The following is a 25,015-nucleotide window of genomic DNA, read 5'->3' as shown; positions in this document are numbered from 1 at the left end:
AATCGCGCGATGAACAGCCTCCAGGGCGCCGCCCCGCCGACCCCGCCGAACCCGTCTCCAGCCGCTGTCGCAGCCGGCACGACACCGCTCGTGAACTGGACCACCCCGGACGGCCAGCACCAGCAGGCGCCGTGGCGTTCGGCGGTGGGCCACCCACCACCGCAGCGCGTGCAACTGGCCGGTGACGACATGCCGGCCGATGCCGCCTACCGGCTGCTCGACGCCGGCATTGCCCTGCTCTGGCTGGGCGACTACCAGAACGCCCGACATCTGCTGCAGGCACTGGGCCGGCGGCTGGACAAGCGCCGGCGCCGTGCACCCGAGCGCATGGCGCCGGCCGAGGCCTTTGCCGCGCAGCGCGAAGAGCAGGCCCACCGCACGCGCGTGCTGGGCGGCCTGCTGCTGCCTTTCGATGCCGACCACGCCGTGCCGCTGCCGCGCGCGCCCGATGTGCGTTCCGCCGGGGCCCAGGTGCATGGCCCGCAGTCGGGGCATTACGTGCAGTCGCTGCGCGAATTGCTGGGCGTGGTGGGCGCCCACGAGTGGCGCAAGAAAGGCGTCGTCATCGCGGCGTTGGGGGCGCGCATCCACCCCCACCACGGTGTGTTCTCGCCGGTGCGCGGCGAGTACGTGCCGCTGGTGGCGCAGGCGCCGCTGCCGGCCGTCGCCGCCGAGCAGGGCGCGTTCGACATCGGCACCGGCACCGGCGTGCTCGCGGCCGTGCTGGCCCGGCGCGGGCTGGCTGTCACCGCCACCGACATCTCGCCCGCCGCCGTCGCCAACGCCGCCGAGAACGCCCGGCGCCTGGGCCTGCGCCAGAAGATCCAGGTGCTGCAGGCCGACCTGTTTCCGCCCGGCCGGGCCGGCCTCGTGGTGTGCAACCCGCCGTGGGTGCCGGCGCCGGCCGGCGCACCGCTGGAGGTGGCCGTGTACGACCCCGACAGCCGCATGCTGCGCGGCTTTCTCGACGGGCTCGCGGCCCACCTGGTGCCAGGCGGCGAGGGCTGGTTGATCCTGTCGGACCTGGCCGAGCACCTGGGCCTGCGCTCACGCACCGAACTGCTGGGCTGGATCGCGCAGGCGGGCCTGCAGGTGCTGGGCCGCCTAGACACCCGGCCGACCCATCCCCAGGCGCTCGACCCGAGCGACCCATTGCACGCCGCGCGTGCCGCCGAACTCACCTCGCTGTGGCGGCTGGCTGCCATGTGAACGTCAATCCCGCGCGCCGTCGATCAGCCGCCGCAACCACGGCCGCAAGCCCAACATCACCGTCCCGGTGATCAAGCTGCCCACCGCCAGCTGCGTGAACAGCGTCGCGTAGGCCGCGTTGGTCGTCAGCGGCGAGCCATCCACCGGCTGCGCCACCACGGCCGAGAAGTCGCCGGCGAACAGCGAGGCCAGGCCTGTCACCAGCATCCAACTGCCCATCATGACGCCCTGGTGCTGCCTGGGCGCGAGGCGGCCGATCATGGCGTAGCCGATCGGGGAGATCAGCAGTTCGCCCACCGACTGCAGCACGTAGCTGATGAACAGCCATGAGAAATCGGCGTGACCGCTGGCGTCGGCGAACTGGATGCCCAGCGGCAGGGCCAGAAAGCCCAGGCCCATCAGCACGAGGGACGCCGAGAACTGCAGCGGGATGTCCACCGGCCAGCCGCGCACTCGCCATCGCGCGAACACGGCGGCCAGCCAGGGGCCGGCCAGCACGATGACGACGGTATTGATGTTCTGCACCCACTGCGGCGCCACGGGCACGCCCCAGACGTTCAGCCAGACATTGCCCACCGCGTACATCTGCAGGCCGTTGGGCGCCATCTGGTAGAGCGACCAGAACACCAGCGAGCCCAGCATCAGCACGAGGTAGGCCTGCATGCGGCGCTTCTCGGCCAGCACCGGATGGCGTTGTGTCATCACCAGCAGCGCCACGCCCACCGCCGCGCACAGCCCCTTCATGCCGACGGCCGTGTCGCTCGGGCGTTGCAGCAGCCAGGCCAGCAGCGGCACAAGGCCGGTCAGCACGGCGACGCCGATGGCGAAGCGGCCCCAGAAACCGGCGCCGTGCCGGTGCGACAGCGGCGTGTCGCGGTCGGCCAGCGTGCGCCAGAAGATCAGCGCCAGCACGATGGCCCCGGCGTTGCCCAGCGTGGCAAACCAGAAGATGGTGCTGTAGAGCTCGTCGAGCTGGTAGTGGCCCGCCACCGTGAAGCCGATGAAGAAGCCGACGTTCATGCCCGCGTAGTTCCACAGGAAGGCGGCTTCGCGGCGGTCGTCCTCCGGCTCGAAGCGCTGCGTCAGCATCATGTTCAGGCAGGTCACGTTCAGCCCGCTGCCGGTCAGGAACAGCGCCAGGCCCCAGTACAGCCCGGTGAGGCCGCCGCCGGCGATGGCGCCGCAGCCCAGCACCTGCAGCAGCATGCCGCCGACGAAGAGGTTGCGGTTGCTTAAGTAACGCCCGCCGAGGTAGCCACCGAACAGGTGCAGCCCGTAGTTGAAGGCGCCGAACAGGCCCATCATCAGCGCCGCCTGCTCGCTGCTGAAACCCAGGCGGCGCGTGGCGTACAGCACCAGCGTGGACTGCAGGACCGCGAAGCCCAGCGTGGCGAAGACCTGCACCATGAAGAGCACGGCCGAGCCTTCGGGCACGCGGGCCCAGTGTTGTCGAAGGGATGTCATGGGGCGCGGATTGTCCGCGCGTGCGGACGGGCGCCCTGCGCGCCGTCGCCGTTGCCAAGCGGCCTTCAGAGGTCCGACGAGTTCCCGTCGCCGCGCGTGTCAGGGCCTCGAATCAGCTTGACCGCCACCGGCTGCCGCCCGTCCAGCACGTCCGTGGTCACTTCCCGCAGCACGGTGACGCTGTGCTGCCTCTGCCAGGACTCCCACAGCGCGGCAACGTGCGCGTCGACGCCGGGCGGCCCGCTGAGGGCGTAGGTGCGCCCGGTCTTGGTGGTCACTTCGTCAGTGTCGGGGTGCACGAAGGCGACAGCGGACGACACCTTCGCGCAGTGTTCGTCGGCCAGGTAGCCCACCAGATGCCAGCTTGGCGCGTCGTAGTTGGGCACCTGGGCCTCCCACGCCCGCCAGCGGACCAGCACGAGCCTGGGTTCCTGCGAGTAGGGCGTGGAGATCCAGAAGCTCATGGGCGCATTCGCCGTCGCGGCCTGCTGCCGGCGCTCCGCCTCATGTCGCCGGCCCTTGCTGGACGCGTTGGCGCATGGCGGATGGCGCGCAGCGGCCGGCGGTCACGGGTGAGCTCAGTTGCAGCAGCGCCTGCCCGCCAGCTCGGCGCGCACGCTCGACGGCGCTGCGCCAGAGGGGCAGGCGCGCAGCGCGCGGGCCAGCCGGCTCCGCGCCAAGGGTGTTGAACCAGTTCGGTACTGCAAGTCGGAAGGGGGTTCTCATGTGAGGGCCTCTTTCGCGCAAACCACTGCGCCGGTGAACGATGCCTCGGTCGCCGGCGCGTGCCTGTAGGACTTTGAGCCGCTTACATGCCGGCGCACGCTCTACGTCGTGGACGTCGTGGACGAGGCCGTGCCGCGCGCCAATGCGCGGGCGCGGCGCGGGTTCAGCGCGGGCTCGGCGCCGCCGCGTCGGGCTTGTAGTCCACACCGTGCGCGGCCAGGTAGTCGCGTATCAGCCGCCTCACCACCTGCGAGGGCGTCACGTCCTGTTGCGAGCACAGGGTCTCGAAGGCCTTTTTCTTGTCCGGGTCGATCAGCACCGTCAGGCGGGCGGTCTTTTGTTCCATACCGGCTCCATATGTTCATCAAATGATAATTGCAATCATATTGAATTGGCATTAAATTTGCGTTGTGACACTCAGCTTCCTGCACCGCCTCACGGGCAAGCACCGCACGCGGTCGGCCAACCGGCAGCTGGGTGCCGTCCTGGCCTTCGTGGCCGGCGCGGCCAATGCAGGCGGCTTCCTGGCGGTGCAGCGCTACACCTCGCACATGACCGGCGTGATCTCCGGCGTGGCCGATGACCTGGCCAGCGGCGGCTTTGCGTTGGCGCTCGCCGGGCTGTTCTCGCTGTTCGCCTTCATGGCGGGTGCAGCCTGCACGGCGCTGCTTGTGAACTGGGCGCGCCAGCGCCAGATGCACAGCAAGTACGCCCTGCCCCTGCTGCTGGAGGCGGCGCTGCTGCTGGCATTCGGCCTGGTGGGCGCGCATCTCGAAGCCCTGGCCCATCTGCTGGTGCCGACCGCCGTGCTGCTGCTGTGTTTCATCATGGGTCTGCAGAACGCCATCCTGACCAAGATCTCCCAGGCCGAGATCCGCACCACCCACATGACCGGCGTCGTCACCGATTTGGGGCTAGAACTGGGCCGGTTGCTGTACTGGAACGGCGCCACTGCGCCCGACTCGGTCCACTTCGTGCGTGCCAATCGCGACAAGCTTTTCATCCACAGCCTGGTGCTGGGCCTGTTCTTCGTCGGCGGCGTCGTCGGCGCGCTGGCCTTCAAGCAATTCGGCTTCTCGGCCACCCTGCCCATCGCGCTGCTGCTGGTGCTGCTGGCCTTGCCGCCGCTCATCCACGACCTGCAGCTCGCCTGAAGGCCGCCGCTTTTTTTGTGCATCCATGCCCGACACCGCCGACCCGCACGCCTTCGTCAAGCCCTTCGTCTACGAGACGCTGGATACCCGCGCGATGCATTTCTCGATCTGCGAGATCCAGAGCCGCATGCAGGTCCAGCATCCCCACGCGCTGGACCTGGCCTACACGCGCACGATGATGGCCTTCCTGCTCTTCGTGCCGCAGCCCGCGGCGCTGGCCATGATCGGGCTGGGCGGCGGCTCCATGGCCAAGTTCTGCCACCGCGAACTGCCCCACACGCGCATCGAGGTCGTCGAGATCAACCCCCACGTCATCGCGCTGCGCGAGCAGTTCCAGGTGCCCAAGGACGATGGGCGCTTCCAGGTCCGGCGCGGCGATGGGGCCCACTTCGTTCGCGACGCGAATGCCCGGCTGGACGTGCTGCTCGTGGACGGCTTCGACCACGAAGGCCAGCCGCCAGCCCTGTGCTCGCAGGCCTTCTACGACGACTGCCGCGGCGCACTGCGCCCGGACGGCCTGCTGGTGGTCAACCTGCACACCCCCCACCCCGAGTTCCGGCGCCACACGGCACGGCTGGAGCGGGCCTTCGACGGCGATGTGCTGCTTGTCGGCGACAGCGAGTGCAGCAACACCGTCGCCTTCGCTGGGCAGAAGGCATTGCAGGGGCTGCAGGGCCAGGCGCGCAAGCCGCAGCTCCTCGGCCGCCAGGCATGGGCCGACCTGCTGCCGGCCTTCGCGCACGTGGCGGCCGTGCTCCAGCAGCAGCGCGACGGCGATTAGGCGTACTGAGACCCTAGGGCAGGCCCCAGCCGAACGGGTCTGCCGGGTCGATCAGCAAGGTCGCCTCGGCGCTGATGAAGGCCTGGCCGCGAATGGTCGGAATGATTTGTTCGCCGGCCACTTCGTACCAGCCTTCGAACACGCTGCCGATGACGCTGGCCTGGCGCCACACCTCGCCGGGCCGCAGCTTCGCGGCCGCAGCCAGGCAGGCCAGCTTGGCGCTGGTGCCGGTGCCGCAGGGCGAGCGGTCGTACTCGTTGCCGGGGCAGAGCACGAAGTTGCGGCTGTCGGCGCCGTCGACGTCGTCGGCAAACAGTTCGATGTGGTCGACCTCGGGGTGGCCCTGGGCATTCAGTGCCTCGCGCAGCATCGCCGTGAAGTCGGTCAGCGCCGCGACCCGTTCGGGCGCGATGAGCTGGCCATGGTCGGCACACAGGAAGAACCAGTTACCGCCCCAGGCGATGTCGCCGGTCACCGTCTGGCCTCCTGTCGATGTCTGCAGCGTGACGGCCACATCGGCAGCCAGCCGGTAGGCCGGCACATTGCGCACGCTCACGCGGCCATCCTCGTGCAGCGTCGCGCGTACATCGCCCACCGGCGTCTCGATGACGTGCTCGCCCGTGTGGATACGCCCCAGATGCGCCAGCGTCGCGACCAGGCCGATCGTGCCGTGCCCGCACATGCCCAGGTAGCCGGCGTTGTTGAAGAAGACCACGCCGGCCGTGTGTGCCGGGTCTTGCGGCGCGCAGAGCAGGGCGCCGACGAGCACGTCGCTGCCGCGCGGCTCCAGCAGCGTGGCGCGGCGGTAGCGGTCGTGGTCAACGCGCAGGCGCTCCAGCCGCTCGGCCATCGAGCCCGCGCCGAGGTTCGGGAAGCCGTCGATGACGACCCGTGTGGGCTCGCCGCCGGTGTGCGAGTCGATGACGTGGAGGTAGTGCATGGGGTGGCTCAGGCCTGTGACTGCCATTCCACCGGCCGCGTGGCCAGCGCCGTGGCCACCAGCGCCTGCACGTGCTCGCGCTCCGCGCCCACCAGCGGTAGCCGCGGGCGGCGCATGTGCTCGCTGCCCACGCCCACCAGCGCATCGATGAGCTTCAAGTTCTGCACCAGCTTGGTCGAGACATCGAGGTGCAACAGCGGCGTCATCCAGCGGTAGATGGCGCGCGCCTCGTGCCAGCGGCCTGCCTGCACCAGGTCGAACAGCGCCACCGTCTCGCGCGGGAAGGCGCAGCCCACGCCGGCCAGCAGGCCGTCGCAGCCCAGGGCGAGCCCCTCGAAGGCGAGGTCGTCCACGCCCATGAAGAGCGCGTAGCGGTCGCCGCAGAGGTTGCGGAGGTCGGTGATGCGGTGGGTCAGGCCGCTGCTTTCCTTGATGGCGGCGATGTGCGCGCAGTCGGCCAGTTCGGCGAAGTGTTCGGGCCGCAGGTCGACCTTGTAGGCCACCGGGTTGTTGTAGACCAGCAGCGGCGCTTGCGCGGCGGCCGCCAGCGTGCGCAGATTGGCCATGGCCTCGCGCGCATCGGCCACGTAGATGACCGAGGGCATGACCATGAAGCCGGCCACGCCGGCCTTCAGCGCTGCGTCGATGTAGCGCAGCGCCTCGCGCGTGCTGCCCTCGGACACGGTGCCCAACACCGGCACGCGGCCGGCGGCGGCGTCGAGCGCGATGCGCGCCACCTGCACCTTCTCGTCCAGCGTCAGCGTGCTGGCTTCGCCGAGAGAGCCACAGGTGACGACGCCATGGATGCCGTTGCGGATCTGGAAGTCGATGTGGCGCGCCGTGCCCTCGGCATCGAGGCTTTCGTCGGCGTGGAACTTGGTCGTGACGGCGGGGAAGACGCCGCGCCATTGGATGGTCTGCATCGCTGGGGCTCCTGCGCTGAGGTGCCCGATGTTCGCTCAAGTGACAAACGTGGCGAGTGCCTGGTGCCTGCCCGGCGCGACCTTTGCGCGTCTGTGCCATTCTGTGGGTTCTGCGGCAGCGAAAGTGCAGCCGGTCTCGGCAGCGGTGGAGTGAACGGGCATGAAGCAGGAAGCAAAACTGGGAAATCTGGGTGAGAGGGTGCTGGCCCTGGTGGCGCGGTCGCCCGAGCCCGAGTTCACCGTCAGCGCCAGGCCGGCCGACGCGGCGGCCAAGGCCATCGAGAGCGCGGCGTCCAAGGCCGCGCTGGCCGCTGGCGCGCTGGCCCTGCCGCTCGGGCCGCTGGGCTGGGCCACCATTGCGCCGGAGATGCTGGCCGTGTGGCACATCCAGCGCCAGTTGGTGGCCGACATCGCCGCCCTCTACGGCCGCAGTGCCGAGCTCGGCCCCACGCAGATGCTGTGGTGCCTGTTTCGCCACACGGCCGCGCAGGCGCTGCGTGACCTGACCGTGCGCGTGGGCGAGCGCGTCATCGTGCGCCCGGCCGCCCAGGCCGTGTTGCAGAAGGTGGCCGGGGCCGTGGGCATGCAGCTGGGCCGCAAGGTGGTGGGCAAGGCGCTGTCGCGCTGGGTGCCGCTGGTGGGCGCCGCCGGCGTGGGCGCCTATGCCTGGTGGGATACCCGCCAGGTCGGCCGTGCCGCACTGCAGCTCTTCGAGCGCGAAGGCGTCATCGACAACCCTGTGTGACTTGATGGACCCGTTGCCCACCATCCTCGACATCGAAGCCTCCGGTTTCGGTCGCGGCAGCTATCCCATCGAGATCGGCTTCAGCGACGGCCAGGGCGGGCTGTTCTGCAGCCTCATCCAGCCCGAGGCCGACTGGCTGCACTGGGACGACAGCGCCGAAGCCCTGCACGGCATCAGTCGCGAGCTGCTGAGCACTCACGGCCGGCCGGCGCGCTGGATGGCTGAGCAGCTCAACGTGCGGCTGCGCGGCCAGACCGTCTTCTGCGACGGCTGGGGCCACGACTACACCTGGCTGGCGCGGCTGTACGAGGCGGTCGAGCTGCGCATCGGCTTCCGGCTGGACGACCTGCGCAAGCTGCTCAGCGAGGATGAGGCGCAACGCTGGAAGGGCGTCACCGAGGCGGTGCGTGCGCGGCAGCAGCTGAAGCGGCACCGAGCCAGCAGCGATGCGAGGGTGTTGCAGCTGGCGTTGGGTGAGGTGAAGGCGGGGGTTAACTGCTGACTTGGTGGTTTGTGGGTTGCTTTGCGATGAGCCTTGTGACCCGGTGCCGAGCTGCCGGGGGTCCGCCCCGGCGGGCGGGACTCCCGGCAATGCAGCGTTCAGACGCCAGCCCGCAACGAAGCGGCAGGTACTCAGTGTTGGGGTTCTCTGCGTTCACCCCAACCTACCGAGCTGCGGGTCGGGCTGGCCCAGCGGCGTGATGACGGCGACGTCGCCCGAGCGACGCTGCATTCGGAATTTCTGGTGAGCCCGGCGTGCAGCCGGCGTTAAGCGGCGTGAAGGGACGATGGCTGGTGCTCGTCACAGGGACAGCAGCGAGAGCGCAGCGGGTCGCGTGTGGGCATGGCTCAAAGCCAAGCCCGCAACGCCGCTGGAGTGCGGATTCAGGGCCTCTTCTTTGGTGACTTTCTTCTGGCCCCGCAGAAGAAAGTTACCCCGCCGCCGGGCGGGACTCCCGGCAATGCAGTGTTGAGACGCCAGCCTTGCGAGAAAGCATCCCAACAATGCGGGATGTCTTCGGCGTTGGGGTTCTCTGCGCTCACCCTAACCTACGAGCTGAACGGCGGGCCTAGCACCTTGGCGACGTCGTTCGGCAATGAGCTGCCAACAACAATCGCACGGAAGTAGTACACGCCGCGCGGAATAGAAGAAAGAAATTTGCGACTCGTCACGTCGTCCACCGGGGCGAAATTGAAGCGGAGTGCATCGTCCTCGCCGGCCACGGCTTCCTCATCGAAAGCTAAACCTTGTTCGCATGCCACTTGGCGAACCACTTGAGCCTTGGATTTCAGCGCGGTGATTGAAAAAGGATGTTCTTTGTTTGCCATAAAGCTGTGTGGCGAACGTCTGTCGCCGAATGCTGCCGTGCGTTTAGTCTGAGTGCGACAGTTTTATGCAAACAACCCTGTGTACTGCTCGCGCAGCAGTTTTTTCTGCACCTTGCCCATCGCGTTGCGCGGCAGCTCGGCCACGACGATGACGCGCTTGGGCACCTTGAAGCCGGCGATGCGGCCCTTCAGCTCGCGGATCAGCGCCTCGGGGTCGGGTGGCTGGCCCAGGGCCGTGATGACGGCAACGACGGCCTCGCCGAAGTCGGCGTGCGGCACGCCGATGACGGCCGATTCACCCACGCCGGGCAGCTCGTTCAGGAAGCCCTCCACCTCCGCCGGGTAGACGTTGAAGCCGCCGCTGATGATGAGGTCCTTGCTGCGGCCGATCAGCGTCAGGTAGCCGTTGGCATCGACGCGGCCGACGTCGCCGGTCTTGAACCAGCCATCGGCCGTGAACTCCTCGGCCGTCTTCTCGGGCATCTGCCAGTAGCCGCTGAAGACGTTGCGGCCGCGCACCTGCACGTGGCCGATCTCGTGCGCCGCGCAAGGCCCGCCGTCGTCGCGCAGGATGCGCAGGCCGACGCCGGGCAGCGGCTTGCCCACCGTGCCGCCGATGCGGTCCCCGTCTTCGGGCCGGCAAGGGTTGGACGTCAGCATAAGCGTCTCGCTCATGCCGTAGCGCTCCAGGATGAGGTGGCCGGTGCGCGCCTGCCAGTCGCGCCAGGTCTCGATGAGCAGGGGCGCCGAGCCGCTGATGACGAGGCGCACGTTGCGCGTGTCCAGCGCCTTCTCCTGCAGCAATCGCACGTAGAGCGTGGGCACGCCCATGAAGACGGTCGCCTCGGGCAGGCGGCGGGCCACGGCCGTGGCGTCGAACTTGTTGAACCTCAGCATGCGGCTGCCGTTCAGCAGCGCGCCGTGCGAGGCGACGAACAGGCCGTGGACGTGGAAGATGGGCAGCGCGTGCAAGAGCACGTCATCGCGCCGCCAATCCCAGAAGGTCTGCAGCGTCTGCGCGTTGCTCAGCAGGTTGCCGTGGCTCAGCATCGCGCCCTTGCTGCGCCCGGTCGTGCCGCTGGTGTACAGGATGGCGGCGAGGTCGCCGGGCTCGCGCGGGACGGGCTCATGGGTCAGCGGCATCTGCGCCGCGCGGTCCAGCAGCGTGCCGCGGCGGTCGTCGTCAAGCGTGAACACCCAGCGCACGCCGCGCTGGAAGGCCAGCTTGCTGACCCAGCCGAAGTTGCGCCCCGCGCAGACGACGACGCCCGGCGCCGCGTCGCTGATGAAGTGCTCCAGCTCACTGGCCTGGTAGGCCGGGTTCAGCGGCAAGTAGACGAAGCCCGCGCGCAGCACCGCCAGATACAGCATCAGCCCCTCGACGCTCTTGTCCGTGTGCACGGCGACGCGGCTGCCTGGGGCCAGGTCCAGCCTGCCCAGCCAGTTGGCCAGCATCGCGCTGCCACATTCCAGGTCGCGCCAGGAATACAGCGCGCCGTCGTGGTCGATGGCGGTCGAATCGAGGTCGGCCGGAAAGCTGGCGCGCAGGGCGGAATAGAGGTTCATCTCGGGGGCTGCTTCAGAACACAGCCACAGAGGCACAGAGACACAGAGGAGGACAAATGACGCCCTCTCTGTGTCTCTGTGCCTCTGTGGCCTTGCTTGGTTTTCAATTCAGTCCCGAACTGCCCCAAGGCGTCGCGGTTTCGGCGTGCATCGCCTTGTCTCCAGATGCTCTTGGGGCGTTGTGCGGCGATTATGGTTGCCGCACCGGGGCATCAGATCCGTATCAGCCCTGCAAAAGGGCGGCGACGCGGGCCAGCAATTCGGCCTTCGCAAACGGCTTGTTCAGGCGGTCGCAGCGCGCCTCGTCGAGGAATTGCCGGGCCGTGGGCGACAGCGTGTCGCCGGTGACGAAGAGCATGCGCCGCGCCAGCGCCGGATGCGTGCGCTTGACCTCGCGCCACAGGCCGGCGCCGTCCAGCTCGGGCATGTGCAGGTCGCTGACGATGGCGTCAAAGCGCGCCTCGGCCAGCATGGCCAGCGCCACAGCGCCGGACTCGGCCGTCATGACCTCGTAGCCCGCACCGGCCAGCATCTCGCCGATCAGCTCGGCGATCTCCGGCTCGTCGTCGACGACGAGCAGGCGGGCGCTGATCTCGTTGGCATCGGCCAGCGGCACGGGCTCAGTCTCGGTGGCCTCGGGCTCGCCGCTGACGGGCATCTGCAGGCAGAAGCAGGCCCCGGCGCCGTCATCCTGCACCGTCAGCTCGCCGCCGTGTTCGCGCGCGATGGAGCGCGACACGGCCAGGCCGAGGCCCGTGCCCACGCCCTCGCTCTTGGTCGTGAAAAAGGGCTCGAAGACGCGCTCGCGCAACTCCGGCGCGATGCCGGGGCCGTTGTCGCGCACGCGCATCCACACGCGAGGCGTGCGGCGGCGGTCGCCGTCGGTCATGGGCGCCACACCGGTGGAGACGGTGAGGCGCCGGCCGTGGTCGCGCGCGCCCAGCGCCTGCTGCGCATTGACGATGAGGTTGAGCACGATCTGGCCGATCTGGTCGGCATCGGCCTTGACTGGCGGCAGGCCCGGCAGCAGGTCCAGCGTGACGGCGATGCCGTGGCTGCGCAGCACATAACCGAGCATGTCGATGGCCGCCGTGGCAAGGTCGTTCAGCGCCACCTCGCTGCGGTTGGCCGGGCGGCTGCGCGCCATGTTCAGGAAGGTGCGCACGATGCGGCCGCAGCGCTCGGCGGCCTCGTGAATGCGCTGGGCGTCGGCGGCCAGCGGGTTGTCGCTCAGCTTCTCGGCCAGCAGCGCCGCGCGGCCCATGACGATGGACAGCGGGTTGTTCAGCTCATGCGCCACGCCCGCCAGCAGGCTGCCCATGGCGGTGAGCTTCTCGCTCTGGCGCAGCGCCTCGCGTTGGCGCTCGATCTGGCTGTGCGCGGCCTCGCGCTCCGACAGGTCGAACAGCGACGCGGTGTAGAAGGTCTGGTTGCCCACGGCGGTGCGCCACAGCAGCATCTCGATGGGGAACTCGCTGCCATCGGCGCGCAGGGCGGTCATCTCGATGCGCCGGCCCATCAGGCGCTGTTCACCGCCGGCCGTCACGCGGGCCATGCCGGCGTTGTGGGCCTCGCGCAGGCGCGGCGGGATCATCACGTCGGCCACCGAGCGGCCCAGCGCCTGCTCGCGCACGATGCCGAACATGGTCACCGCCGCCGGGTTGAACTCGACGATGTGGCCGGTCTCGTCCGTCGACACCAGGGCCGCCATCGCGTTGTCGAAGATGGAGGACTTGAGCGCCTCCGTGGCTTCCAGCTCCGCCACTTTGGCCGACAGCTCGGCATCGCGCTTCTTCAGCTCGGTCAGGTCCAGACTCATGACCACCGTGGCCTGCGGCACGCCGCCGCGCAGGTCCACCGGCACGAGGTGTTCGCGCATGTAGCGCCGGCCCATGCCGGCCAACTCCGTCCAGCCCTCCCAGGCCACGGTCTGGCCACTGGCCAAGCGCGGGCGCACGGCCGTATAACTGGCGTAGGCCGCCTCGCCGATGATGCGGCTGATGCGTTGGGTCAGCACCTGCTTGGGGTGCAGCCGCGTGAAGCGGAAGAACTCCTGGTTGGCCCAGACGAGGCGCTCGCCCACGTCGATGACGACGACGCGCGCCGGCACGGCCTCCAGCAATTGCGACAGCAGCGGCAGCGTGGCCTGCAGCACCGAGCTGAGCTCGCCCTCGCCGGCGTCGGGCGTGGGGTGGAAATGGATGTCTTCTGTCATCGCGGCCGATGATAAGGACGCTCCGCAAATCAGGACGGTCAGGCTGCCAGGACGGCCGATACGGCGCCTTCTTGCATCTTGCGGGCCACGAAGCCGTACATCGTTGTCCAGGCCTCGCGCACCTCGGCCGTGAAGCCGTCGCCCAGGCCGGCGGCCAGCGTGTCCAGCAGTGCGGCGCCGACGCTGTCGTAGTGCTCACTCGCGACACCGTAGTCGACGTGTCGCTGCCCCAGGCGCAGCAGCACCGGGATCAGGGCGCCAGGCCGGTCCAGCAGATCGATGGCGGCGCTGAGCATCTGCATCAAGCGCTCACCCTGCTCGTGCATGTCGCCGCCGCGGAAGAGGGCGCGCAGGGCAGGGTCGCGGGCAAAAAGCTGCGCGTAGAAAGCCGCGGCGACCGTGGCGGCCAGGGGCTTGAGCGGCTCGAAGCTGCTGCGGATGAGGTGGATCTGGTGCGGGGTCATGGGGAGGTCTTTCAGCTGAGATAGGCGTCGGCAACGGGAGCAAAGATGCACAGCAGCGGCACCGCAGCAACGAGGCGCTCGAGCGAGTGCCAAGCGCCGGAAGGAGCAGCCGGGGCTTCGTAGCTGTCATCGAGGTCTTCGGCAAAGGCCTCGCTGCGGAAAATCATGGCCATCGTGTCGGGCCAGTCGGTATGAAGGTTGTCGCTGCGGAAGTTCATGGCGGTGCTCCGGTTCGGTGACAGGACTGTCGACAGCGCGCGTTTCAGCCCGGCTTCAGCGTTGCCCGCCTTGTGTTGCGTTTGTTTCAACGTCGCGCCGGGAGCTACAGGGCCTGCCTATCATTCGCCGCCATGCCTGACACCTCCGCCACTGCCACCGTACTGCTCGTCGACGACGAGCCCGAATTGCGCGCCTTGCTGGCCGAGTACTTCGGCCGCAACGGCTTCGAGGTCATGCAGGCCGAAAACGCCGCCGCTGCTCGCGCGCTGGTTGCGGAGCGCGTGCCCGACGTGGCCGTGCTGGACATCAACATGCCCGGGGAGAACGGCCTGTCCCTGGCCCGCGCGCTGCGCGAAGCCCACCCACGCCTGGCCGTGCTGATGCTGACGACGGCTGGCGAGGCCATCGACCGCATCGTCGGCCTGGAGGTGGGCGCCGACGACTACATCGCCAAGCCCTTCGAGTTGCGCGAACTGCTGGCCCGCGTGCGCGCGGTGCTGCGCCGCCTGCAGGTCACGGCCCCGCCAGCAGCGGTGGCCGCCGAGGTGGACGTGGAGCGCATGCCGTTCGGCCCCTGCCAGCTCGACATGGCGAGCCGCAAGCTCTTCGGCGCGGACGGCGCGGAGATCGACATCACCGCCGCCGAGTTCGATCTGCTGGCCTTGTTTGCGCGCCACCCCAACCGCCCGCTGAACCGCGACCAGATCATGGAGCAGGCGCACAACCGCGGCTGGGACGTCTTCGACCGCAGCATCGACCTGCGCGTTATGCGCCTGCGCCGCAAGGTGGAGCGCAACCCGGACAAGCCGGAGGTCATCAAGACGGTGAGAAACGTCGGCTACGTGTACGTGCCGATGGCCGGCTGAGCCCCTGGTAGTTCCCGCGCCGCGAGCGCGGCACTGCTGGCGCTGCCCACAAGGTCTGCCGTATCCTGCCCCGCAGGGAGGCGCGAAGCAGCGTTGCGCCAGAACCGCACCGGCGCGAGCATCTTTCCGATGCGCATGAGTCATCTCCACCTGTTGATCAAGGCGTTGGGGCGTTTCGCCGTGCTGCTCAGCCTCGCGCTGGCCGGCACTGCAATGGCTGCCGACGGACCTGTGCCCGTGCCCGTGCCGTGGGCCGGCCGCTCGGATGCGGTGTTTCACCGCGTGTTGACCGCGCCGATGTCCGTCACCGGCCTGATTCAGGACGGCGACGGCTTTCTGTGGATAGGCACGCAGTACGGGCTGTCCCGCTGGGACGGCTACCAGCTTCGCAACTACGTCGGCGACACGGCGTCGCCCGGCGCCCTGCCTGACAACTACGTGCTGGGGCTTCATGTCGATGACCAGCAGCGCCTGTGGATAGGCACCAACGCCGGTGGCTTGGTGCGTTATGACGCGCAGAGTGATCGTTTCGTCGCCGGGTTGGCTGCCGGCGCCGAGCTGAGCCGCAGGAGCGTGCATGCCATGCTCGACGCAGGCCCCGGCTTGCTGTGGGTGGGCACCAGCGGGGGCCTGGACCTGCTGGATACCCGCAGCGGCACGGTGCAGCGCCATGCCGTGCTGGCTCGGGCGCAAGGCCTGCCCGACAGCGCCGTGCAATCGCTGCGGCGCGACGCGGCGGGCGGCTTGTGGATCGGCACCGACCAAGGCTTGTTCCGGCGCACGGCGGGCAGCGAGCGCTTTGCGAAGGTCGAACTGCCGGCGGAAGAGGGGACGCCATTCGTCGCCATGCTGCTGCTGGACGGCGAGCAGCGCCTCTGGGTCGGCACGCGCTCGCATGGCGCTTTCGTGGTGGAGGCCGGCACGGTCGACGCGGTGCCGCTGGATCGCAGGTTGAAGGCGGCGGGCGCCGGCAAGACGGGCATGGCCAAGACGGGGATCCTCTTCATGGCCGAAGCGGCGCCGGGCGACGTGTGGCTGGGCACCGACGGCGGCGGCATCCTGCGCGTCGACACCCGCAGCTGGGAGGTTCGCCGCGTGCGGCACCGCCCGGACAGCGCATCCAGCCTGCCCGATGACGGCATCTCCGGGATCTACCGCGACCGCAGCGGGCTGGTCTGGGTGGCCACGGACATGGGCCTGAGCCACTACAACTCGCGCCAAACGACGGTCAGCACCTGGTTCGGCGGCCCCGGCGCAACGTCTGGCATCAGCCACACCAACGTGCCCTTCGTGATGCCCATGCCTGACGGCAGCGTCTGGCTCAGCGGGGGAGACGGCGGCATCGACATCGTGCGGGCCGAGCAGGGCCGGGTGGCGACGTTGAGGCCCGACGCCTCCGCCCCCGCCACGGCCTTGCCGCCGGGGCGCGTCCTGAGCATGCAGCGTGCGCCGGACGGGTCCGTCTACCTGGGCACCCAGCGCGGGCTGTACCGGGCCACGGCCGACGGCCGCACGGTACAGCGACTGCAGATCCCTGGGCGCTCGCCCACCGCGTCGGTGTGGGCGCTGGCGCTGCAGGGCGACCGGTTGTGGCTGGGCGGGCTCGACGGCCTGTGGGCAGTGGCTGTGACCGACGGCTTGCGCCTGCGGCTGCTGGCGCATGAGGACGGCGTCCGCCTCGGCGAGCAGCGCGTCACCGCTCTGCTGCCGGGCCAGGATAGCGTGCTGTGGGTGGGCACGCGCGCGGGCGTGCTGCGGCTGGACACGGTGACGATGGCGCTGAGCAAACCGCCCCAGGACGCGCCGGGCCGTGTCGGCCTGCCCGTGGGTTATGTCTCCTCGATGCTGCTGGACCGCCGGGGCCGCCTGTGGGTGGGCGACCTCGGCGCCGGTGTGCGTGTGATGGAGACCGCGCAGGCGCCGAGTGCACAGCCCCATGTCACGCGCATCACCACGGCCGACGGCCTGCCGCACAACGGCGTCGACGCGCTGGTGCAGGCACCGAGCGGCGATGTCTGGGTCAGCACCGACGGCGGCCTCGCTCACATCGCGCAGGACAGCCTGCGCGCGCGCAGCCTGGGCACGGCCGAAGGCGTGGGCATCCCCACCTACTGGAGCAACGCCGGCGCGGCCACCGCCGACGGCATGCTGCTGTTCGGGGGCATCGGCGGCCTGACCATCGTCAACCCGCGACAGCCGGCGGCGGCGCGTGCCGAACAGGCGCCGCTGGTGGTCACGGAAGTGCGGCTGGGCGACGTCCGCACCACGGTGCCGAGTCGTCTGCGGGCCGCCCGGGAAGCGGGCCTCGACGTGCTGACCATCGAACCGGAACGGCGCAGCCTGCTCGTCGAGTTCTCGGTGCTCGACTACGGCGCGCCCGAGCGCAACCGCTACGAGTACCGGCTGCCGGGCATCGACGCCGATTGGATTGCCACCGAGCCGAACCGGCGCATCGCCAGCTACGCCAACCTGCCGCCCGGTGACCACGTGCTGGAGCTGCGTGGCGCCGGCGCGCAGGGCCCGTGGTCCGACGTGCTGCGGCTGCCGCTGAATGTTCGCCCGCGCTGGCATGAGACGCTGTGGTTCCGCGTCGGCGCGGGCCTGGCGCTTTGCCTGCTGCTCGCTGCGCTGGTGCAGGCGCGCACGCTCATCCTGCGGCGGCGCCAGCAGGCGCTGGAGCTGCTGGTGACCGAGCGCACCATGGCGCTGGAGCAGCGCACGCGTGAACTCCAGGCCAGCCAGCAAATGCTGGAGCAGATGGCCTATTACGACGGGCTGACAGGGCTGCCCAACCGGCGGCTATTCAACGATGACCTGCGGCGCCTGATGGCGCAGGCGCAACGCAACGGCCTGGGCCTGTACCTGCTGCTGATCGACCTGGACCATTTCAAGCAGATCAACGACACGCTGGGCCACGACGTCGGCGACGCGGTGCTGACAGCGGTGGCGGCGTGCCTGAACGCGTCGGTGCGGGAGTCCGACCGCGCCGCCCGCCTGGGCGGAGATGAGTTTGCCGTGCTGCTGCCCGATACCAGTGAGCCCGAAGCCGCCGAAGCCGCCTGCCGCCGCATTGCCGAGGGCCTGGCCCGGGTGCTGCCGCAGGATTCGGCGCTGCCGGCCCTGCCCGGAGCGAGCATCGGTGCCGCCTGCTACCCGCGGGATGCGCAGGACGTGGACGCCCTCTACAAGGCGGCCGACGTGGCGCTCTACGAAGCCAAGCACGCGGGGCGGGCGCGGTGGCGGCTGTATACCGGCCCACCGGTTTAAGCCCTGGGCCGCTCGTCAGTGCGTGTCCGGCAGCTGCAGCCACCGCTGCAACCGCGTGCGCAGCGCGACGAAGTCCAGCGGCTTGGTCAGGTGCTCGTCCATGCCGGCTTCCATGCTGGCGGCCACGTCGGCGTCCAGCGCGTGGGCGGTCAGGGCGAGGATGGGGAAACTGGGCAGCTTGCCGTCGCGCTGCAGGGCGCGGATGCGGCGGGCGCATTCCAGGCCGTCCATGCCGGGCATCTGGATGTCCATCAGCACGAGGTCGGGCGCAGCTTGTTCACAGGCGGCGAGGGCTTCGATGCCATTCTTCGCCAGGCGGGCGTTGACGCCCATCAGCGCGAGGAACTCCAGCGCGACGACCTGGTTGATGTGGTTGTCTTCCACCAGCAGCACGTCTGGCTGGGGGCGCTCCGGCGCGGTCTCGTCAGGGCCTGGCAGCGGCACACCGGCTCCCATACCGCCAGCGGCGGCGCTCAGCCAGAGCGGGTGTTTGGGCACTTCAGCAAGCAGCCTTGAGTCGTCCATCCCATGTCCTCGATGCATTTGTTTTTATGTCCCCCGGTAAGGGGTGGGGGCATTGTTGCCGCAGGTTGTGCCGGTATGCAACCCGCACGCGCCGCAATTGCGGTGAGCCTTGGCCGCTCGCGGAGGCTGAATCGACCGTTGGTCGGCTCTGGCCTTGCTTCATGTGCTGACAGTTTTCGGCCACCCCCATCCCTACACTGCTGGCCTTCGCAGTTTTGACCCCCCGCAATGACCGACGGTCTGATCCGCATCCGAGGCGCTCGGCAGCACAACCTCAAGAACCTCGACCTGGATCTGCGCACCGCGGAGCTGACTGTCGTGACCGGGCCCAGCGGCTCGGGCAAGTCCAGCTTGGTGTTCGACACCCTCTACGCCGAGGGCCAGCGGCGTTATGTGGAAACCTTCTCCGCCTACGCCCGCCAGTTCCTGGACCGCATGGACCGGCCCGCCGTCGACAAGGTGGACGGCGTGCCGCCCGCCATCGCCATCGACCAGACCAACCCGGTGCGCACCAGCCGCTCCACGGTCGGCACCATGACGGAACTTAACGACCACCTGAAGCTGCTCTTCGCCCGCGCGGCCGAACTTTTTGACCGCAAGACGGCGGCGCTCGTCAGGCATGACACCGCACAGAGCATTTATGCGGAGCTGATGGCTCGCGCGGAGGGTGCTGGCGACCCCAGGATGGTGCTCACATTTCCCGTCGAGCTGCCAGCCAACACGAGTGCCGAGCAAGTCCAGCAGTGGTTGTCCGCCAGCGGCTTCACGCGGGTGCAAGCCGAGCGCGAATCGGACGGCAAGAAGCTGTTGGACGTCGTTGCCGACCGCTTCCGCATTCTGGGCGCGGACAAGCAGCGTGCCATGGAGGCCATCGAGCTGTCGCTTAAACGAGGGTCAGGCCGACTCAGCGTCTACGTGGGAGACGAAGGCGCCACGCTGTGGCGGTTCTCCACCGGCCTGCACTGCCCTGAAAGCGACATCCGCTACGCCGACCCACAGCCGGCGCTGTTCTCGTTCAATTCCGCGTTCGGCGCCTGCGACACCTGCCGGGGTTTCGGCCGCGTCATCGGCGTCGATCTCGGCCTCGTCATTCCCGACGACCGCAAGACGCTGCGCAACGGCGCCATCAAGACGCTGGCCACGCCGGCCTGGAAGGACAGCCACGACGACCTGCTGAAGTACGCGGGCGAAGCCGGCATCCCGCGTGACACGCCGTGGAAGGACTTGTCGCCCGCGCACCGGGCGTGGGTCATCAACGGCACGCCGAACTGGAACGGCAACTGGAACAAGCAGTGGTACGGGGTCATGCGCTTCTTCGAGTACCTCGAAAGCAAGGCCTACAAGATGCACATCCGCGTGCTCTTGTCCAAGTACCGCAGCTACACCGAATGCCCGAGCTGCCGGGGCGCGCGGCTGAAGACCGAGGCACTGCTGTGGCGCGTGGGCAGCAAGGCGCTCGCTGATGTGGCATTGCCTGCGGCGCAACGCTTCCTGCCGGTCGGCGTGGACTGGACCCGCGAACAGCTCGAAGCGCTGCCCGGCCTGAGCCTGCACGACCTGATGCAGTTGCCCATCCAGCGCCTGCGCGATTTCGTCGACGGCCTGCAGCTGCCCAGCACGATGCTGGACGAAGCGCTGAAGCTGTTGCTCGACGAGATCCGCCACCGCAGCCGCTACCTCTGCGACGTGGGCCTGGGCTACCTGACGCTGGACCGCCAAAGCCGCACGCTCTCTGGCGGCGAGGTGCAGCGCATCAACCTGACCACGGCGTTAGGCACCTCGCTTGTCAACACGCTGTTCGTGCTGGACGAGCCCAGCATCGGCCTGCACCCGCGCGACATGGGCCGCATCGTGCAGGCCATGAAGCGGCTGCGCGATGCGGGCAACACGCTGGTCGTCGTCGAGCATGACCCGGCCGTCATGCTGGCCGCCGACCGCCTCATCGACATGGGCCCCGGCCCCGGCGAGCGCGGCGGCCAGATCGTCTACGACGGCACGCCCGACAGCATCCGCTCGGCGGACACGCTGACCGGCGCCTACCTCGGCGGGCGCAAGCACGTCGGCATGGGCCTGAAGCGCCTGGTGGACGAGTCCACGCCCAAGCTCATCCTCGAAGGCGTGCGCGAGCACAACCTGAAGGACGTGTCCGTCGCCTTCCCGCTGCAGCGCCTCGTCGTCGTCACCGGCGTGAGCGGCTCGGGCAAGAGCACGCTGATGCAGGACGTGCTCTACCCCGCGCTGGCGCGCCAGTTCGGCAAGGCGACTGAAACGCCGGGCTCGCACGAGCGGCTGCTGGGCGGCGACTTTCTGGCCGACGCCGTGTTCGTCGATCAAAGCCCCATCGGCAAGACGGCGCGCTCCAACCCGGCCAGCTACGTTGGCGCCTGGGACGAGATCCGCAAGCTGCTCGCCGATGCGCCCGTGGCGCGTGAGCGCAGCTACACCGCAAGCATGTTCAGCTTCAACGCCGGTGACGGCCGCTGCCCGACCTGCGGCGGCTCGGGCTTCGAGCACGTCGAGATGCAGTTCCTCAGCGACGTCTACCTGCGCTGCCCCGACTGCGACGGCAAGCGCTTCCGCGCCGAGATGCTGGACGCCAAGCTGACCTTGAAGGACCGTGACCTCAGCGTGGCCGACGTGCTGGAGCTGACCGTCGCCGAAGCGGTGCACCTGTTCAGCGACCACCGCGCCGTCATCGCCAAGCTGCAGCCCATCGTCGATGTGGGCCTGGAATACGTGCGCCTGGGCCAGCCCGTGCCGACGCTGTCGGGCGGCGAGGCGCAGCGCCTGAAGCTCGCCGGTTTCTTGGCCGAAGCGGCGGCGTCACCGCGCTGCGGCGTCGCCAAGAAGGGCACGCTCTTCCTGTTCGACGAGCCGACGACGGGCCTGCATTTCGACGACATCGCCAAGCTGATGCGCGCGCTGCGCAAGCTGCTCGGCGCCGGCCACTCGCTGATCGTCATCGAGCACAACCTCGACGTCATCCGCGCGGCCGATTGGCTCATCGACCTCGGCCCCGAAGGCGGCGAGACCGGCGGCGAGATCGTCTGCGTCGGCACCCCCGAGGAGATCACCAAGCACGCCACCTCGCACACCGCCGCCGCGCTGCGCGACTACGCGCTGCACATGGACCGCCCGGCCATGGCCGTTGAAGAAGGCCGCCCGCTGCAGTCCATCGTGCGCGGGCGCCGCCAGGCCGACGAGGCCATCCGCATCGTCAACGCCCGCGAACACAACCTCAAGGGCCTGAGCGTGGACATCCCGCGCGGCAAGTTCAACGTCGTCACGGGCGTGTCGGGCTCGGGCAAGTCCACGCTCGCCTTCGACATCCTGTTCAACGAAGGCCAGCGCCGCTACCTCGAATCGCTGAACGCCTACGCGCGCAGCATCGTGCAGCCGGCCGGCCGGCCCGAGGTGGATGCCGTCTGGGGCATCCCGCCCACCGTCGCCATCGAACAGCGCCTGAGCCGTGGTGGCCGCAAGAGCACGGTGGCCACGACGACCGAGGTCTGGCACTTCCTGCGCCTGCTCTACGTCAAGCTGGGCGTGCAGCATTGCATCCACGACGGCGCGCCGGTGCGGCCGCAGAGCGTCGAGTCCATCGCCGCGCAGCTGATGCGCGACTACCGTGGCCAACACGTCGGCCTGCTCGCGCCGCTGGTGGTCAATCGCAAGGGCATCTACACCGACCTGGCGAAGTGGGCCAAGGGCCGTGGCCACACGCATCTGCGCGTGGACGGCGAGTTCCTGCCGACAAGCCCCTGGCCGCGCATCGACCGCTTCAAGGAGCACACGCTCGAGCTGCCGGTCGGCGACCTCGTCATCGCGCCCGAACGCGAGGCCGAACTGCGCGAGCTGCTCGCCAAGGCGCTGGACATCGGCAAGGGCGTGCTGCATCTGTTGGCGCCGCTGGACGGCCTCAGCGTGGAGGGCGGTGCGACCGGCGCTGGCGTGGGCACGGTGAAGGTCTTCTCCACCAAGCGCGCCTGCCCGGTCTGCGGCACCAGCTACCCCGAGCTGGACCCGCGTCTGTTCTCGTACAACTCCAAGCACGGTTGGTGCACCAGCTGCGTCGGCACCGGCCTCGCCTTGACGCGCGATCAGCGCAAGGAGCTCGACGACAGCGTGCAGAGCGACGACAACCGCGGCCGCGAGCAAAGCTTTCCGTCCGAGGAGGCCGAGGTCGAAGGCCTGACCGATGCGGCCTGCCCCGACTGCCACGGCACGCGACTGAACGCGACCGCGCGCTCGGTCGAGTTCGAGCACAAGGGCATCGGCGACGTGGCCGCGTGGAGCGTGGGCGAGGCGCAGGCCTGGGTGAAGGGCCTGCACCTGCACGGCCGCGACGCCGACATCGCCCGCGACGTCGTCAGCGAAATCCTCGGCCGGCTGGAGTTTCTGCAGGAGGTCGGCCTGGGCTACCTGACGCTGGATCGCGCGGCGCCCACGTTGTCCGGCGGCGAGGCTCAGCGCATCCGCCTGGCGGCGCAGTTAGGCAGCAACCTGCAGGGCGTCTGCTACGTGCTGGACGAACCCACCATCGGCCTGCATCCGCGCGACAACCAGATCCTGCTGAAGGCACTGGCGACGCTCGGCGACAAGGGCAACACGCTGGTCGTGGTGGAGCACGACGAGGACACGATTCGCCGCGCCGACCACATCATCGACATCGGCCCCGGCGCCGGCAAACGCGGTGGCCGCGTGGTGGCGCAAGGCACGGCGGCGCAGCTCGCGCTGGAGCCCGAGAGCGTGACGGGCCGCATGCTGGCCCACCCGCTGATCCACCCGCTGCAGGCTCGGCGACCCATCGACCCTGAGGCGCCAAAGCTGCGGGTGTTGAACGCGTCACTGCACAACCTCAAGGCGGTCACCGTCGATGTGCCGCTGCACCGGCTGGTGGCCGTGACCGGCGTGTCGGGCTCCGGCAAGTCGACGCTGGCGCGCGATGTGCTGCTGGCTAACATCGCCGTCGCTGTGCCTCTGCGCAAGGCGCCGGCCAAGTGGACGGGCTGCGACGGCATTGAAGGCCACGAGCAGGTGGACCGCGTGCTGGAGGTCGACCAGACCCCGATCGGCAAGACGCCGCGTTCCTGCCCGGCGACCTACATCGGCTTCTGGGACGCCATCCGCAAGCTGTTCGCCGAGACGCTGGAGTCCAAGGCGCGCGGCTATGCGCCCGCGCGCTTCAGCTTCAACACCGGCGCGGGCCGCTGCCCCGGCTGCGAAGGCCAGGGCATGAAGACCATCGAGATGAGCTTTTTGCCCGACGTGAAGGTGCCCTGCGACCAATGCCACGGCCAGCGCTTCAACCCGGAGACGCTGGGCGTTTCGTGGCGGGGGAAGAGCATTGGCGACGTGCTGGCGATGGAGGTCGACGAGGCCGTCGAGTTCTTCGCGGCCATGCCGTCGATTGGGCATCCGCTGCAGTTGTTGAAGGACGTGGGGCTGGGGTATCTCACGTTGGGCCAGCCGTCGCCGACGTTGTCGGGTGGTGAGGCGCAGCGGATCAAGCTGGTGTCGGAACTGGTCAAGGTGCGGGATGACGTGGCGCGGCGCGGGCAGAAGGCGCCGCATACGCTCTACGTGTTGGATGAGCCCACCGTGGGGTTGCACATGGCGGATGTGGAGAAGTTGATCCGGGTGCTGCATCGGCTCGTTGGTGGCGGTCACTCGGTCGTCGTCATCGAGCATGACCTGGATGTGATTGCGGAGGCTGACTGGGTGTTGGATCTGGGGCCGGAAGGAGGCGATGCGGGTGGTCGCGTCGTTGTCGAGGGGACGCCGGAGCAGGTGGTGGCGAGTGGCAGTCATACGGGCGTGGCGTTGCGGCCGGTGCTGGAGAGATCTGTTGGCTGAAGACCAGAGGACTTGGCAGGTACAGCTTTCCGGCGAAGGCTTTGTGCGCGAAGGGCAGACCTCTTCTTTCGAGTTGTCCGCTGTGGTGTGTGCGCAGAACGCTCAAGCCGCTCTTGAAGCTGCGGTGATCCTTGCCGCGCAGAAGCACCCGGAGCTTCTGCAGGCGGTTCGTGGTCATGGTGTCGGGCCAAGGATCAACGTTGACGAGATTCAGCAGATCGATGCCACGATGGCCTCATTGGGCGATGTCTTCGAGGTGCATTGGTCCGTCTGAATGCGCAAGCGTCTCGCTGTGTAGGGCGGGTTGAAACCCGCCATCGCTGCTGCGGCTGGAGGCAGGGCGTTTAAACGGTGCCTTCTTTGTGCCGAGTCCGGTTGCCGGGAGTCCGCCCCGGCGGGCGGGTAACTTTCTTCTGCGGGGCCAGAAGAAAGTCACCAAAGAAGAGGCCCTGAATCCGCACGCCAGCGGGCTGACGGGCTTGGCACTGGACCGTGCCCGCACGCGACCCGCTGCGCTCTCGCTGCTGTCCTTGTTACGAGTGCTACTGCCCGTGCCAGCACGCCGCTTAACGCCGGCTGTACGCCGGGCTCATCAGGAATGCGAAAGCCGCGTCGCTGGGGCGACGAGTAGGGCGGGTCGAGACCCGCCATCGGGCCGTGTGGCAACGGTGCCGGCGGGTCACGACCCGCTCTACGGCGCTGTCGCGGCGCCCGAGCGCCGCTATGTTTGCATTCCTGGTGAGCACGGCGTGCAGCTGCGCGTTAA

20 protein-coding genes are annotated in these 25,015 nt (G+C 69.0%); 9 read left to right on the top strand and 11 right to left on the bottom strand.

From position 1 onward, the window contains the following. Nucleotides 1–90 precede the first annotated feature (90 nt). Nucleotides 91–1,209 carry a class I SAM-dependent methyltransferase gene (locus ABIS05_RS14015; RefSeq protein ID WP_348014343.1) on the top strand — a complete coding sequence of 373 codons (1,119 nt, stop codon included), beginning with the start codon at nt 91–93 and terminating at the stop codon, nt 1,207–1,209. Between the two features lie 3 nt (nt 1,210–1,212). Here the strand turns inward: ABIS05_RS14015 and ABIS05_RS14010 are convergent, their stop codons facing one another. The 3 genes from ABIS05_RS14010 to ABIS05_RS14000 all read right to left on the bottom strand — a co-directional run bounded on the left by ABIS05_RS14010 (nt 1,213) and on the right by ABIS05_RS14000 (nt 3,745). Next, complete coding sequence (locus ABIS05_RS14010) at nt 1,213–2,742, bottom strand: oligopeptide:H+ symporter (RefSeq protein ID WP_348014370.1); 1,530 nt, start codon at nt 2,740–2,742, stop codon at nt 1,213–1,215. Continuing rightward, nucleotides 2,739–3,137, bottom strand: coding sequence for a hypothetical protein (locus ABIS05_RS14005; protein ID WP_348014342.1), 399 nt, complete (start codon nt 3,135–3,137; stop codon nt 2,739–2,741). Before ABIS05_RS14005 ends, ABIS05_RS14010 begins: the two co-directional genes overlap by 4 nt. A 425-nt stretch (nt 3,138–3,562) precedes the next feature. Beyond that, the gene (locus ABIS05_RS14000) at nt 3,563–3,745 is read right to left on the bottom strand and encodes a CopG family transcriptional regulator (RefSeq protein WP_348014341.1); all 183 of its coding nucleotides are present in this window, start codon (nt 3,743–3,745) and stop codon (nt 3,563–3,565) included. Nucleotides 3,746–3,809: 64 nt separating this feature from the next. Here ABIS05_RS14000 and ABIS05_RS13995 point away from each other — a divergent pair, with 64 nt between their 5' ends. Together ABIS05_RS13995 and ABIS05_RS13990 are read left to right on the top strand one after the other, a co-directional pair. Next, nucleotides 3,810–4,553, top strand: coding sequence for a YoaK family protein (locus ABIS05_RS13995; RefSeq protein WP_348014340.1), 744 nt, complete (start codon nt 3,810–3,812; stop codon nt 4,551–4,553). Between the two features lie 25 nt (nt 4,554–4,578). Beyond that, entirely contained in the window at nt 4,579–5,334 is a 756-nt protein-coding gene (locus ABIS05_RS13990) for a transferase (RefSeq protein WP_348014339.1), read from the top strand. Between the two features lie 13 nt (nt 5,335–5,347). Here the strand turns inward: ABIS05_RS13990 and ABIS05_RS13985 are convergent, their stop codons facing one another. Both ABIS05_RS13985 and ABIS05_RS13980 read right to left on the bottom strand, forming a co-directional pair. Continuing rightward, nucleotides 5,348–6,274, bottom strand: a complete 927-nt coding sequence (locus tag ABIS05_RS13985) for a 4-hydroxyproline epimerase (RefSeq protein ID WP_348014338.1) — start codon at nt 6,272–6,274, stop codon at nt 5,348–5,350. An 8-nt stretch (nt 6,275–6,282) separates the two neighbouring features. Then, nucleotides 6,283–7,197, bottom strand: coding sequence for a dihydrodipicolinate synthase family protein (locus tag ABIS05_RS13980; RefSeq protein ID WP_348014337.1), 915 nt, complete (start codon nt 7,195–7,197; stop codon nt 6,283–6,285). A gap of 160 nt (nt 7,198–7,357) precedes the next feature. Between ABIS05_RS13980 and ABIS05_RS13975 the strand changes: the two genes are divergently transcribed. Further along, nucleotides 7,358–7,942: a hypothetical protein gene (locus tag ABIS05_RS13975; RefSeq protein WP_348014336.1), complete on the top strand. Its 585-nt coding sequence runs from the start codon at nt 7,358–7,360 to the stop codon at nt 7,940–7,942. Between the two features lie 4 nt (nt 7,943–7,946). Next, nucleotides 7,947–8,444, top strand: a complete 498-nt coding sequence (locus tag ABIS05_RS13970; RefSeq protein WP_348014335.1) for a hypothetical protein — start codon at nt 7,947–7,949, stop codon at nt 8,442–8,444. A 548-nt stretch (nt 8,445–8,992) separates the two neighbouring features. Here ABIS05_RS13970 and ABIS05_RS13965 read toward each other — a convergent pair. From ABIS05_RS13965 to ABIS05_RS13945, 5 genes are all read right to left on the bottom strand, one after another. Beyond that, nucleotides 8,993–9,271, bottom strand: a complete 279-nt coding sequence (locus ABIS05_RS13965) for a hypothetical protein (protein WP_348014334.1) — start codon at nt 9,269–9,271, stop codon at nt 8,993–8,995. A gap of 63 nt (nt 9,272–9,334) precedes the next feature. Beyond that, nucleotides 9,335–10,837, bottom strand: coding sequence for a malonyl-CoA synthase (locus ABIS05_RS13960; RefSeq protein ID WP_348014333.1), 1,503 nt, complete (start codon nt 10,835–10,837; stop codon nt 9,335–9,337). Nucleotides 10,838–11,060: 223 nt separating this feature from the next. Then, on the bottom strand, nt 11,061–13,052 hold the full coding sequence (locus ABIS05_RS13955) for a PAS domain S-box protein (protein ID WP_348014332.1): 1,992 nt from the start codon (nt 13,050–13,052) through the stop codon (nt 11,061–11,063). Between the two features lie 38 nt (nt 13,053–13,090). After that, complete coding sequence (locus ABIS05_RS13950) at nt 13,091–13,516, bottom strand: globin domain-containing protein (protein WP_348014331.1); 426 nt, start codon at nt 13,514–13,516, stop codon at nt 13,091–13,093. Nucleotides 13,517–13,527: 11 nt separating this feature from the next. After that, entirely contained in the window at nt 13,528–13,734 is a 207-nt protein-coding gene (locus ABIS05_RS13945) for a hypothetical protein (RefSeq protein WP_348014330.1), read from the bottom strand. Nucleotides 13,735–13,866: 132 nt separating this feature from the next. On the opposite strand from ABIS05_RS13945, the gene ABIS05_RS13940 reads away from it, so the two are divergent. After that, nucleotides 13,867–14,601 (top strand): response regulator, encoded by a 735-nt coding sequence (locus tag ABIS05_RS13940; protein WP_348014329.1) that lies wholly within the window; start codon nt 13,867–13,869, stop codon nt 14,599–14,601. 135 nt (nt 14,602–14,736) lie between these two features. Beyond that, on the top strand, nt 14,737–17,868 hold the full coding sequence (locus ABIS05_RS13935; protein ID WP_348014328.1) for a diguanylate cyclase domain-containing protein: 3,132 nt from the start codon (nt 14,737–14,739) through the stop codon (nt 17,866–17,868). 15 nt (nt 17,869–17,883) lie between these two features. On the opposite strand, the gene ABIS05_RS13930 is transcribed toward ABIS05_RS13935, so the two are convergent. Then, on the bottom strand, nt 17,884–18,393 hold the full coding sequence (locus tag ABIS05_RS13930) for a response regulator (RefSeq protein ID WP_348014327.1): 510 nt from the start codon (nt 18,391–18,393) through the stop codon (nt 17,884–17,886). Between the two features lie 228 nt (nt 18,394–18,621). On the opposite strand from ABIS05_RS13930, the gene uvrA reads away from it, so the two are divergent. Both uvrA and ABIS05_RS13920 read left to right on the top strand, forming a co-directional pair. Then, entirely contained in the window at nt 18,622–24,249 is a 5,628-nt protein-coding gene (uvrA, locus tag ABIS05_RS13925; RefSeq protein WP_348014326.1) for an excinuclease ABC subunit UvrA, read from the top strand. Further along, the gene (locus ABIS05_RS13920) at nt 24,242–24,523 is read left to right on the top strand and encodes a hypothetical protein (RefSeq protein WP_348014325.1); all 282 of its coding nucleotides are present in this window, start codon (nt 24,242–24,244) and stop codon (nt 24,521–24,523) included. The genes uvrA and ABIS05_RS13920 overlap by 8 nt, the downstream gene beginning before the upstream one ends. Nucleotides 24,524–25,015 lie beyond the last annotated feature (492 nt).

This window comes from Roseateles sp. (assembly GCF_039929605.1).
Classification (GTDB): domain Bacteria; phylum Pseudomonadota; class Gammaproteobacteria; order Burkholderiales; family Burkholderiaceae_C; genus Pelomonas.
The sequence above is the reverse complement of the archived record's forward strand: the minus strand, read 5'-3'. Positions and strand labels throughout refer to the sequence as shown.

Bases quoted from the DNA above. Each gene is read 5' to 3' on its own strand.
- ABIS05_RS14005 (WP_348014342.1), bottom strand. From the start codon at position 3,137: ATGAGCTTCTGGATCTCCACGCCCTACTCGCAGGAACCCAGGCTCGTG.
- ABIS05_RS13980 (WP_348014337.1), bottom strand. From the start codon at position 7,197: ATGCAGACCATCCAATGGCGCGGCGTCTTCCCCGCCGTCACGACCAAG.
- ABIS05_RS13930 (WP_348014327.1), bottom strand. From the start codon at position 18,393: ATGGACGACTCAAGGCTGCTTGCTGAAGTGCCCAAACACCCGCTCTGG.
- ABIS05_RS13940 (WP_348014329.1), top strand. From the start codon at position 13,867: ATGCCTGACACCTCCGCCACTGCCACCGTACTGCTCGTCGACGACGAG.
- ABIS05_RS13960 (WP_348014333.1), bottom strand. From the start codon at position 10,837: ATGAACCTCTATTCCGCCCTGCGCGCCAGCTTTCCGGCCGACCTCGAT.
- ABIS05_RS13935 (WP_348014328.1), top strand. From the start codon at position 14,737: ATGAGTCATCTCCACCTGTTGATCAAGGCGTTGGGGCGTTTCGCCGTG.
- ABIS05_RS13970 (WP_348014335.1), top strand. From the start codon at position 7,947: ATGGACCCGTTGCCCACCATCCTCGACATCGAAGCCTCCGGTTTCGGT.
- ABIS05_RS13965 (WP_348014334.1), bottom strand. From the start codon at position 9,271: ATGGCAAACAAAGAACATCCTTTTTCAATCACCGCGCTGAAATCCAAG.
- ABIS05_RS13950 (WP_348014331.1), bottom strand. From the start codon at position 13,516: ATGACCCCGCACCAGATCCACCTCATCCGCAGCAGCTTCGAGCCGCTC.
- ABIS05_RS13985 (WP_348014338.1), bottom strand. From the start codon at position 6,274: ATGCACTACCTCCACGTCATCGACTCGCACACCGGCGGCGAGCCCACA.
- ABIS05_RS13975 (WP_348014336.1), top strand. From the start codon at position 7,358: ATGAAGCAGGAAGCAAAACTGGGAAATCTGGGTGAGAGGGTGCTGGCC.
- ABIS05_RS13990 (WP_348014339.1), top strand. From the start codon at position 4,579: ATGCCCGACACCGCCGACCCGCACGCCTTCGTCAAGCCCTTCGTCTAC.
- uvrA (WP_348014326.1), top strand. From the start codon at position 18,622: ATGACCGACGGTCTGATCCGCATCCGAGGCGCTCGGCAGCACAACCTC.
- ABIS05_RS13945 (WP_348014330.1), bottom strand. From the start codon at position 13,734: ATGAACTTCCGCAGCGACAACCTTCATACCGACTGGCCCGACACGATG.
- ABIS05_RS14000 (WP_348014341.1), bottom strand. From the start codon at position 3,745: ATGGAACAAAAGACCGCCCGCCTGACGGTGCTGATCGACCCGGACAAG.
- ABIS05_RS13955 (WP_348014332.1), bottom strand. From the start codon at position 13,052: ATGACAGAAGACATCCATTTCCACCCCACGCCCGACGCCGGCGAGGGC.